The organism is Wandonia haliotis (assembly GCF_039523435.1).
Lineage (GTDB): Bacteria > Bacteroidota > Bacteroidia > Flavobacteriales_D > Crocinitomicaceae > Wandonia > Wandonia haliotis.
This window is the reverse complement of record NZ_BAAAFH010000003.1, coordinates 54,353-66,335: the sequence shown is the minus strand read 5'-3', so window position 1 is coordinate 66,335 and position 11,983 is coordinate 54,353. Positions and strand designations below refer to the sequence as shown.

9 protein-coding genes are annotated in these 11,983 nt (G+C 40.7%); 7 read left to right on the top strand and 2 right to left on the bottom strand.

Translation table 11 applies throughout. From position 1 onward, the window contains the following. Positions 1-152: 152 nt before the first annotated feature. Genes ABDZ97_RS00790 through ABDZ97_RS00760 form a run of 7 tightly spaced genes read left to right on the top strand, consistent with a single transcriptional unit; the run spans position 153 to position 8,772 of the window. On the top strand, positions 153-1,667 hold the full coding sequence (locus tag ABDZ97_RS00790) for a GH3 family acyl-acid amido synthetase (RefSeq protein ID WP_343784083.1): 1,515 nt from the start codon (positions 153-155) through the stop codon (positions 1,665-1,667). Between the two features lie 60 nt (positions 1,668-1,727). Next, entirely contained in the window at positions 1,728-2,114 is a 387-nt protein-coding gene (gene rnpA, locus ABDZ97_RS00785; protein ID WP_343784081.1) for a ribonuclease P protein component, read from the top strand. Further along, positions 2,095-3,753, top strand: coding sequence for a S41 family peptidase (locus ABDZ97_RS00780; RefSeq protein WP_343784079.1), 1,659 nt, complete (start codon positions 2,095-2,097; stop codon positions 3,751-3,753). Before rnpA ends, ABDZ97_RS00780 begins: the two co-directional genes overlap by 20 nt. A gap of 3 nt (positions 3,754-3,756) precedes the next feature. Further along, on the top strand, positions 3,757-5,349 hold the full coding sequence (locus tag ABDZ97_RS00775) for an O-antigen ligase family protein (RefSeq protein ID WP_343784077.1): 1,593 nt from the start codon (positions 3,757-3,759) through the stop codon (positions 5,347-5,349). Beyond that, positions 5,315-5,890, top strand: coding sequence for an RdgB/HAM1 family non-canonical purine NTP pyrophosphatase (gene rdgB, locus ABDZ97_RS00770; protein ID WP_343784075.1), 576 nt, complete (start codon positions 5,315-5,317; stop codon positions 5,888-5,890). Before ABDZ97_RS00775 ends, rdgB begins: the two co-directional genes overlap by 35 nt. 41 nt (positions 5,891-5,931) lie before the next feature. Continuing rightward, entirely contained in the window at positions 5,932-7,365 is a 1,434-nt protein-coding gene (locus tag ABDZ97_RS00765; protein ID WP_343784073.1) for an oligosaccharide flippase family protein, read from the top strand. Between the two features lie 33 nt (positions 7,366-7,398). Further along, on the top strand, positions 7,399-8,772 hold the full coding sequence (locus ABDZ97_RS00760; protein WP_343784071.1) for a hypothetical protein: 1,374 nt from the start codon (positions 7,399-7,401) through the stop codon (positions 8,770-8,772). 32 nt (positions 8,773-8,804) lie between these two features. Here the strand turns inward: ABDZ97_RS00760 and ABDZ97_RS00755 are convergent, their stop codons facing one another. Further along, positions 8,805-11,294 (bottom strand): T9SS type A sorting domain-containing protein, encoded by a 2,490-nt coding sequence (locus ABDZ97_RS00755; RefSeq protein WP_343784069.1) that lies wholly within the window; start codon positions 11,292-11,294, stop codon positions 8,805-8,807. Next, the gene (locus ABDZ97_RS00750) at positions 11,294-11,845 is read right to left on the bottom strand and encodes a hypothetical protein (RefSeq protein ID WP_343784067.1); all 552 of its coding nucleotides are present in this window, start codon (positions 11,843-11,845) and stop codon (positions 11,294-11,296) included. The genes ABDZ97_RS00755 and ABDZ97_RS00750 overlap by 1 nt, the downstream gene beginning before the upstream one ends. Positions 11,846-11,983 lie beyond the last annotated feature (138 nt).

Sequence of the window (11,983 nt, the reverse complement as noted above, 5' to 3'; positions counted from 1 at the left end):
AAATACATATAAATAGCTTGACCTAACCAGTTTTAGCGATACTAATATGCTTAAAATTTTTTAAATTCTTAAGAAAATCGAAAATAAAAATTTCTTAACTATGTAATAACGTTACGTTCTGGCTATGTGGCGTTCTTTGTAAATTTAAACCTATGGCGTTAATTGGCTCAATATTAAAGGGAACGGCGAAATTGGGAAACCAGTTTGAGGAAAAGAAGCGGTTTGATTATTCCCTGCAAACCAAAGTACTCCAGAAGCTTTTAGACAAAGCAAAAGGAACTGATTTTGGACGGACATATAACTTTAAGGAAATATTACAATCGACATCCCCCTTGCACGAATTTTCTTCGGCAATTCCGATAACAACGTACGAAGAATTTTACGAAAAATGGTTAACCCGGACTTTGCAGGGAGAGAAAGATGTGATCTGGCCGGGAAGAATGAAGTACTTTGCCTTATCATCCGGAACTTCGGGATCTCCATCAAAACGAATACCTGTTTCCGAAACGTTTATCAAAAATTTCCAGCGCGTAAGCCTGACGCAAATGCTGACTCTGCACGATTATGGAATGGAAACGGATTTTTACGAAAAATCATTACTAATAATAGGGGGGAGCAGCCAGTTAAAGGACATGGAGCTATACAAGGAAGGTGATCTGAGTGGTATATTAGCAGGAAAAATTCCTTTCTGGTTTTCCAAATTCTCGAAACCGGGAAAAACGATTAGCCGCTTACCCAATTGGGAAATGAAGTTGGGTGCAATTGTAAAAGAAGCTCCAAAGTGGAATATTGGTATTATCTCGGGGGTTCCGGCCTGGGTGGAGATGGTGCTGAAATCCATTATTAAAACCTATAATCTGAATTCGATTCATGACATCTGGCCTTCTCTCAAAGTATATGCACATGGAGGTGTGGCAATTGATCCCTACAAACCGGAGTTGATGAAGTTATTCGGGCAGGAAGTCTTTTTCCAGGAAACATACCTTGCGAGTGAAGGGTACTTCGCTTACCAGAAGGGAGGGAACCGAAAAGGTATGCGACTTTTATTGAATTCCGGTGTCTATTTTGAATTCATTCCATTTGACAGGAACAATTTTGACGAAACCGGAAAGTTGCGTCCGGAAGCTGTGGCGTTGCCATTACATGAGGTAAAAGAAGGGGTGGATTACGCGCTTGTTGTATCAACTTGTTCGGGGTTATGGCGTTACCTGATTGGTGATACCATACGATTCACCAGTCTGTTGGATTATGAGATTCGAATTACGGGCAGAATTACGCATTTCCTCAGTATATGTGGCGAACATCTCTCGGTTGATAACATGAATAAAGGGATTCAGCAGACAGCAGAAAAACTCGGTATTCATATCCCGGAGTACACGGCACATGCAGTAAAGAACGGTAAAATTCGTCACCACTGGTACCTTGGAACAGATAAAATTGTTTCGGATCAGGAAGTGGCATTATTACTGGATCAGGAACTCCAAAAAATCAATGATGATTATGCGTCAGTACGAAAACATACATTGGACAAGCCGACGGTTACACTATTACCAAAGGAATATTTCATTGATTTTCTCGCCCGCAAAGGGAAGTTGGGAGGACAAAATAAATTCCCAAGAGTAATGAAGCCGGAGCAATTGGAAGAATGGAAATCCTTTTTGGGGTAAAACAAGAGTTGTTTTTGGTAAGGTATTAAGCTATATGCCAATTCTCACTACCTTTACCCCGTGGACAATTCGTTTGGCAAGGCATATAAACTGTGTTCAAAACGCACCTTACAGGAAGTGTATGAAAAGGGAACGGAGGTAAAAGAAATCCCCTTTATCCTTAAGTATATAGACAAAAGTGACCCAAATGCTGCTGCTTTTCAGGTAGTGATCGTCGTACCCAAACGTAAATTCAGAAAAGCCACAACAAGAAACCAGATAAGACGTTATATTCGGGAAGCCCTGAGACTGAATAAGCAGGAACTGGAAATGGTGCTGAATGAGAAAAACAGACAATTGGCACTATTTCTGTTGTATGTAGGTAACAGGGAGCCGAATTTTCACGATATTGAACGAAAAATAAAGAAACTGTATAAACGGATAGTACATGAAATCAATTTGGAATAACATACGAGTATCGATCCTGATCTGTTCTTTGGCGGTTGTAATGAATCCGCTGATTTCAAGAGCACAGAGTGATGGTTTTGAAGTTGTTAAAAATCTGGAGCTGATCGATTTGATTTATCGGAATCTGGACATGTACTATGTAGACAAGCCGGTGCCCGGAAAATTAATGAAAGCCGGTATTGATGCTATGCTGCGCGAATTAGACCCGTATACGGTTTTTATAGCGGAGTCAAATATTGAAGATTACCGATTGATGACTACGGGACAGTATGGAGGAATAGGAGCTCTGATTCGTTCTTCGGGAGATCACGTTGTTATTACAGAACCGTACGAAAATAACCCGGCATTTAAAGCCGGAGTGAAAGCTGGAGATGTTATTTTGGCGATTGATGGAGTTTCGATGAAGGACAAACCATCAGATGAAGTAAGTGCGGCTCTTAAAGGACCAAAAGGCTCTTCTATTTCTGTGGAAGTAGAGCGTCCCGGAGTTGGAAAAAAGACCATTAAAATTACACGTGATGAGATAAAGATTCCGGATGTTCCTTATCATGGGATTGTGAAAGATGGTATAGGATATATTAAGTTGACTTCTTTTACACAATCTGCGTATGCCGAAGTTAAAAAAGCGTACGATGAATTGAAAGGTCAGGGGATGGAGAAACTAATTTTTGACCTCAGAGGAAATGGCGGGGGATTACTGATCGAATCCGTTAAAATAGTCAATATGTTTGTTCCGAAGGGACAGGAAGTGGTGAGTACGAAAGGACGAATTCAGGAAGAAAACCGGGTGTACACCGCATTGGACAAACCAACTGATCTTGAAATTCCCGTTGCGGTATTGGTAGACGGGGGATCTGCTTCAGCAAGTGAGATTGTTTCCGGATCTCTTCAGGATTTGGACAGGGCTGTTATTGTAGGGTCAACGACTTTCGGAAAAGGACTGGTGCAGCGTACAATGGATTTGAAGTACGGATCGAAAGTAAAACTGACTATTGCTAAGTACTACACGCCTTCAGGGAGATGTATTCAAAAACTGGATTATGCCAGCCGCAAAGAGGGAGAACGTGCAAAAGAAATAGACGAGACGTTGTTAGCGACGTTTACTACAAAAAATGGACGTGAAGTAATGGATGGTCGTGGTATTGAACCGGACGTTAAGGTAGAAGAAGAGGAGTACAGCCGATTAACTGCCATGTTGGTGATCGAAAATGTGATCTTTGATTTTACGACACAATTTGTAATTGATAATCCGACAATTGCCAAGCCGGATCAGTTTGAGCTAGCGGATGAAACCTATAATGCTTTCAAGAAGTTCGCGTTAGGCAAGGACTTTACCTACTCAACAGCAAGTGAAGAAATGCTCAACAGGTTTATGGAGGTAGCTGAACGGGAAGGATACCTTGACACAACGTCTGCCGAGTATAAGTCGGTATATCAACTTGTACACCCTTCTAAAGAGCGGGATTTGGATATGTTCAGAGAAGAAATTGAGGAATTACTGGAGAATGAAATTGTTTCTCGATACTATTACCAGAACGGAAGGATTATCAATAGCTTCAAACGTGATAAGGCACTTGTGGAGGCAGTAAAGGTTTTAGGGGATACAGAAAAATACAAAGCCATTCTTGCGGGAGAATAACCCATGTTTGGATCAAAGATTCATCGCTTTTTATACTTTCTTGCGTTAACAGGAATAACGGTTGGTTTGCCGCTTAATAAGATCGTTCTCAGTCTTTCGGGATTGTTACTTGCTGTAAACTGGATTCTTGAAGGACACTACAAAAAGAAGATACTTCTTTTTACAAAGAATAAAGTAGCGGTTCTACTTTTCCTGATTTTTTTCCTGCATATTTTCGGACTCATCTGGACAACAGATTTCGAATACGCCCTCCGAGATATACGAATTAAGCTTCCCTTATTGTTATTTCCGGTAGTCATTCCCGGAATAGAAGGGTTGAATAAAAAACGGATAAATTACCTGCTATTTATTTTTACTGTTGTTGTTACTCTTTTATCCTTCATCAACTGGGTTGTTTTCCGGGGTGGAGAGACAGGCAGCCATACAGAACTTAGAGATTTATCCTTGTTCGTGTCACATATCCGTTTCGGATTAATGGTTGTGTTTGCCAGTTTCGTTGCTTTGGTATTGGCCTTTTCTGGTTTTGCAAAGGAAGGCTGGAAGAAAGCTCTTCTCTTTCCAATTGGAATATGGCTGTTATATTATACTTGGTACTCACAGGTTTTGTCGGGATTTCTTGCAATCGGTTTGCTGGTAGTAGCACTGTTATTCTGGTTTTTGTCAAAAAACTATTCGGGAACTAAAAGAATAGTTGGAATGATTATTTACCCGCTAATCATAGTAAGTGTAACAACACTGGTGGTTTTTGCCGTTTTACCGGAGAAAAAAACAAGGCCGGTTCCGGCAGATCTGGAATACACAACACCTCTTGGAAATACGTATACACATATACTGGAAAGTGATTTGACAGAAAACGGAAACCTTGTTTTTTATTATATCTGCAAAAAAGAACTACGTCAACACTGGTCCGAGTATTCCTCCGTTCCTATTGACAGTTTAGATGCTAAAGGAAATAAAATATATGGAACACTCATTAGGTACATGGCATCCAAAGGACTGCGAAAGGACGCTACAGATTTAAAGAAACTCTCCAAAGAGGATATCCGTTATATTGAGCAGGGGGTTGCTTCTGTCGTATATACCTACGGAGGTTTGCGTTCCCGTTTGGCAATAGTATCTCTGGAGTTACAAAAGTATTGGGATGGAGGTGATCCGAATGGTTCAACGGTACTGGAAAGGCTGGAGTCCTGGGAGACTGGTTGGGATATTATTGGCGACCATCCGCTTTTAGGAGTGGGAACTGGGGATATTCAAAATACATTTCAGCAATATTATAACGTCAGGGAGACACGCCTTCTGCCCGAAAACAGGCACAGGACACACCAACAGTTTTTGACCATGTGGGTTACTTTTGGAATTCCGGGTATAGCATTATTTCTGATACTGCATATCGTATTTTTGGTGCAGGTATGGAAAGCGAACCTGATTAATTCCTTTATTTTTGGTATAGTGGTCGTATCCTCTTATTTGACGGAAGACACGCTGGAAACACAAACAGGTGCTACCTTTGTTGCCTTCTTCCTGATAGTACTTAGTGCAGGAGTTGTAAAAAAAGAAAACAATGGAGATAGTATTTGCTACGGGAAACAGAAATAAGGCACAGGAAATTCAATCTCTGGTGCCTGATGGAATGAAGGTAATGTCACTCGCCGATCTTGAGTTTTACGATGATATTCCCGAAACAGCGGAAACACTGGAAGGGAATGCACGTATTAAAGCAGAAGAAATTTATTCAAAATTCGGTAAAGCCTGTTTTGCTGACGACACAGGATTGGAAGTAGAAGCATTACAGGGAGCTCCGGGGGTAAAATCAGCACGGTATGCAGGGGAGGAGAAGTCAGATGAGAAAAACATCGATAAGCTGCTGCAAGAACTGTCAGGAGAATCCAACAGGAGAGCTCGTTTCAGGACTGTGATTCATCTGATTTGGGAAGGGAAGCCTATGCAGTTTGAAGGAATCGTTGAGGGGATAATTCGTGCAGGCAGATCCGGAACAAATGGATTTGGGTATGACCCTGTATTTGAACCGGAGAACTGTGGAAAAACATTTGCTGAAATGAGTCTTGAAGAGAAGAATACTATGAGCCACAGGGGAAGAGCAGTACAAAAATTAATAGATTTTCTTCGTAATCAGTGATAATTGGTTAATTTCAGCCTTTCATCCTAATTACCAGACTTGTGATCCGGGACTTTTTAAAAGAGGGAACAATATACACATTGGCCGGTTTTCTGGCAAAAGGAATCAGTTTAGCACTGATTCCCGTGTTTACAACCTATTTTTCTCCCAATGATTATGGAATCCTTGATTTGCTGTATGTATTCAGCATGTTCTTTGCTGCGGTATTTTCTTTTCAGATCGGACAGGGATTAACCCGGTATCTCGGAGAATCACATCAGGATAGTATTCGGAAAAGAAATCTTTCATCTACCGCTTTAGTGTTTATTATCACAACCTTGTTACTAGGAGGTGTGGTCGCGATTGTATTCAGAAAGCCGATACTTGATGTGTTGGGAATTACCCATCCAAGCCATACTAAAACCTATATACTGGCAGTTGTCTCGATCATTCTGAACGGAATGTTTCTGTTTTTCAGTGGACACCTGCAGGCATTGCGGAGAAAGGTAGAGTTTTCTATAGCCTCTTTTTTACATGCTCTTCTAGGAATTTTAGCCACCTACTTTTTTGTCATTGTATTGGATAAAGGAATAAACGGGGTGTTTTATGCAACCATCGCTATTGTTCCGGTTGTACTACTTTATCAGTTTTTCCAACTTAAGCAGGATTACCAATTCTTTTTCAGTGAAAAATTGATGAAAAAATTACTGAAATATAGCATGCCGCTTGTTCCTGCCGCTGTTGCCTATGTTTTTCTGACGTTAACGGATCGTATTTGTATCAACTACTTTTTGACAAAAACCGATCTTGGAGTATACAGTGTCGGGTATAAATTTTCATTTGCCATTTCACTGATTGTTTCAGGGTTTTCTACGGCAATGGCACCTCTATTGTATCAGCGTTACAAAGAGAAAGAAACGAAAACAGACATGTCTGTTTTGTTTAACTGGTATGTTTTTGGTGGACTTTTTGCTGTTACGACATTGTCTGTATTTGCAGAAGAAACCATAATACTGTTTACACAAAAACCATTTTATCAGGCATCAGATGTAATGCCGATGCTGTATCTTTCTGTCTGGTTTTCGGGACTATCCATGTTTGCGCCAGGAATGAATTTACAGAACAGGACAAAATGGATAGCAGGTGTTTCTGTTGTTGCGGCTATATTAAATATTGGACTTAACATCTGGTTGATTCCTGTTTTCGGGATCAAAGGGGCCGCTTTGGCTACTTTGGGAGCAAGTATCGTAAATTATGCAACTGTTTTCGTTATTTCCCGCCGGTTTTATACGTTTGAAGTAAAACCTTTCACAGTAATGGCTGCGGTAGGAGTGGCATGTGTACACGTACTATTTACCACTTCTTCACGTTTAGCTTTGGACTTCGGAACCCATACTTTTTTCTTTAAGATTGTTTTGATGACTTTTGTTTTCGTAATCCTAGTTATTGTATTCAGGTTGCGTAAAACATGGTTCCTTAAATCAGGAGCTCTATAGATCGCATTTATTGAATTTAATTAACTTCACTTTGTGAAAGGCGAACTGTTCGGAATAGTAGATTTGGGTGTTGGATTAGTCTGGCTGTTACTGATCTTGTTTTTTGCTTTTCGAAAAAGAGCAAGGATTGCTGATCGTGAAGACCGCAGGTATTTCATTCCGGGTGTGCTTTTTAAACTCTTCTTTGGGGTTGTTTTTGCTGCGGTTTACGTACTGTACTATCAGGGAGGAGATACTGTAGCATATTGGGAAGGTGCAGTTAATCTAAACAGGCTGTTCTGGGACAATCCCTCGGCATACTTTGAAGAAATGTTTACAACGCCCGTACACGGGATGCAGTTTCAGCGATTTAATCTACATACGGGATACCCACCCAGCTGGATATATCGCGAGCCTGAAAGCTGGTTTGTTTCCAAGTTGATTTCAATACTGGCTTTTTTCACATTTAACAGCTACATTGCAATAACACTTATTCTGAGTTATTTATCTGCACTTGCCAGTTGGCGTCTTTTTGAAACTGTACGGTCGTATTCGATTCTTTCACCATTATACACAGCAATTGCAACATTGTTTATTCCGACAGTTGCCATTTGGTGTAGTGGTATCTCTAAAGATACCTTTATATACATTTCCCTGCTGTTTTTAGTATACCGATTCTTCGGTATTTTTTCAGGGAAACAAAAACTATCAGGGTATGGTGCATGTGTAATCGTCTTCTACTTATTTATTCTTTATCATGTAAGACCCTTTATGTTGATAGCTATACTACCACCTCTCTTTCTGGCTTTTAGTTCAGCAATTGTGAGGAGAATGAGTGATAATAAAATGCTGATACTGGTTTTCCGAACGGTGGTAGGAATTGTTACATTAGGTGTTATAGCTGTCTACTTTCAATCGCAGGGTAGTTTGGGTTCATTAGGACCGGAAACCTATCTGGAAGAGGCTGCATTAATTCAGCAGGATTTTGCACAAAACCATTTATATACGGGAAAAAGATATGATCTGGGGGTTACGGATTATTCATTGTGGGGGATGATTAAAACATTCCCGGCAGCCCTGATTGCTGCTTTTTATCGCCCCTTTCTTTGGGAATCAGGTAGCATTTTTTTAATGGTGAGTGGTATTGAAAGTATGCTTTTTATTTTTTTTACCTTAAAATTTGTCTTTTCAGGTGGTGGGGTATTCCGAAAAATTCGTCTGATTAGAAAGAACGAATTACTTACGTTTTCACTACTGTTTATTCTGATTTTTGGATTTTCGGTCGGGTTTACGGCGATCCTTTTTGGAGTATTAGTAAGATTTAAAGCACCAATACTTCCTTTTTTAGTTATTGTATTAGCAGCGGGAAGAATAAAAAAGGATAAAGCAAAAGCGATTATTACAAAGCGAAATGTACCGGATTTATAATCATTGAATGTTTGTGCTTTTGCTTTATCCTTTTATTGTACAACCAGTTTTACCGGAACAAACAAGTAATTCTCTTCACCAGGTATTTTGATGATGTAGGTGCCCTTTGCCAGTTGAGAATCATTGAAGTGAATCGTAGTGACTCCCTGTACAACGGGACTTTTCTTTGTCAGAAGCAGTTTACCATTTAAATCATAAATACCGATAGTTACAGATTGTATTTCTGTTGAACTGACAATTTCTAGTGTAAATGACCCGTTACTTGGATTGGGGTAAACGACTACTTCATTAGTTGGCAGTTGACAATTTGCAGCAATTGGGCCGTACAATTCTTCTGTTCCGTCTGTGTCCACTTGTCGAAGTCTGTAGTATACCGAACCGGCATTAATTCGATTGTCTGTAACACTATAGTTCTGTTGCATTTGTGTGGTTCCGGCAGCTGTAACTTCCTGAAGAAGGCTCCAACTAATACCATCACTACTTTTTTCAACACGATAGAAAGCGGAGTTTTTCTCCGTTTCCGTTACCCAATTGATGTCGATGGTACTTTCTGTACATTCGGCGGTGAAATGAGTTAGTGTTACCGGAAGAGGACTGTTAATTGTACTACCGTGTAACCAGAATTCTGAGAAATTACCGATACTATACTCTGTGTATAAACCATTGGCATCGAAACCACTGATAATGCTGTTTGCTGTTCCTGATGCGGCAGGTCCGTGTAATGTAGTGGAACCAGATGCGCAGTTGTCAAAAGGAGTGCTGTTGACAAGAGCTGTATTTACGGAATTCGTGTATTTACTGAGTGAAAGGTCGTAGTAGCCAACCGTATTATCGTTGCCGTTTGCATTAGCATTAGCTACCGGAGATAATGCATTGTATTCGTTGGCGTGGAAATACAACCGTACACTAACAGCAGAGGTCGGTTGATACTGTGGTGTGATGACCCAACGTCTTCCAAGTGTTGCCGTATTAAACTGAGGTTGTGGGTCAGCGCAGGCATCCACATTGAAAGGAGCTGTCTGAACATAAGAGGTTACTGAAACACTTCCCAGGTTCTGTCCATTGGAATTGATTGCACACAATAAACGTCCTGATGAGGTATTGTAAAAATGTACCCATCCGTTTTCCTGAACAACACAGGTTGCAGACTCACCATCAATAGATAAATTCCCGGAGATAGACGGAAGAGAAACACTTCCTGATGCACAAGCTGTTGCGGGGCAGGAGCTTCCTGCAGAAGCACGGACATAATAGGCCTGAGTAGTTCCTGGGTTCACAGTAATGGAAGATCCCGTTCCAACTGGTGTTCCTCCACAGGATCCGGTAAACCATTCCCATTGAGCTCCTGTACTAAGGCTTCCTCCGTTTACAGATAAAGTTGCAGCATTTCCAACACAAACACTTCCTGTTCCTGAAATTCCTGAAGGTGCTACAGAAGCCGGCTGAATAGAAGCTGTAAGATTGCTTGAGCTTAGGCACCCGCCGTTATTTATTGTCCAGGTCGCAGTATAGGTTCCCGGTGTGTTTGAACTAAGTGTTGAGCCAGGGCTGCTTGCGTTTGAAAATGTTACGGATGGATGGGATGCTGTCCATGTTCCCGATCCGATAACCGGATTATTTCCGTTTAAAACTGGAGAATTTGTTCCCGCACACGCAGTTACGTTTCCTCCATTGGTAGATGTTGTAGGGGTAACAATACTGTAAGAAAGTACTCCGGGAGTAGTTAATGCCTGTCTGGAAAATCTGGAAACCTCCAGATAATATGTCCCCGATGTTGTAGGTGTAAAGTCAATAGATGAAAGCGCCCCACAATTATCATCGTTTTGAGCAGTTATTGTATATCCGTCCTGTGCATATATACGAAGATATGAGTCATGGGCAGTCCCACTGGAACAAGTGTTGAAATTATAGGTGACTCCGGCCGTAAGGTAAACGGACCAGGAACGTATAGTTCCGGCAGCATAATTTACAACCTGTTGGGTGCAGGAAGGAGTGATTTGATTCGCTGAACCGGAATAGCGCCAGGTATACGAATACGTCAATCGGTGATTATGGTTTCCGAACTGCCAGTTTCTGTAAGTGCCGTTAGAAGGATAGCTGTCGACCCTATAATCAATAGAAGCAACATTCCCATTGTAGCGACAGTCATCGTCATTGTACCAGGAAGTGTTAAATTGGCATCTGTCTCCTATGTCGTCTTCAAATGCATCTACCTGCGCTGTAAGAATGTTTGAAGTATTGGTTCGTGTACCCATGGTAGTAACCGAACCATAGGTACAACCGGTTCCATTTTGCGTACAAGTGAAACATCCGGTGCCTGAAGTTGCTCCGTTTACATTGTCGAAGAAGCGTGCATAGGCAAGTGTATACTCTTCGTCACCTGCTTCATAACAGTTGTTTGATCCTCCGTCTTCGTAAGAAGTAATCGTGTTGAACCGAACGGTAAAGGTTGCATTTGCCATCTGAGCATGCGTGATGACGGACATGCTGAGTGCGATTACTAGTATAAATAGTGTTTTCATTATTTGGAAGGATTAAAGTGGTATCTGAAACAAGCGTTTACACCTTCGTCCTGAGAAGGTATATCCATAAGCCAGCCTCCGTTTTCTGTAATGGTAATTTTCGATGGAGGAAAATCGCAACTTTCACAGAGAATGTAGAGGTAGTTATTTTTAATTGAGATGGAATAGTGTCGTATGTGCCCGGTTTCTCTATTCTTGAAAACAAGCATTTCTTTTTCAGGATGAAGAAAAGCCTGCCATATTTTATGTTCATTGGCAGCTTCTTCTTCCAGATCAGAATTGTTTAGCTTTTCTCCCATAAGCGAAACGATAGTAACATCGTACGTAGACATATATCCGTCAAGGGATATATCAGGAAGAGCTGATTTATGTTTTGATTCGATTGGTAGAGGTTCTTTCTCTAACAAGTGGGCTTTCTTACGTTCCGATATTTCTGCTTGCTGACGGAGTTCTTCCGATGCATACGTTTGCGAAAAAGAAGTGGTTTTGATGAACAGCGGAATACATAATAATAGGCTGTAAATCAGTTTTGAATGGATAGATGTTGACATGACAGAGCTTTTGATTGACAAAGTTACGACCCGACTTTATCTCCTCTAAAAGCATTAATAAAACTTAATCTTTCTTTTCGTCTTATCTTCTTAAGTAGAAGATGTAAATGTTATTTTTTACGATAAATATTTCAGGCT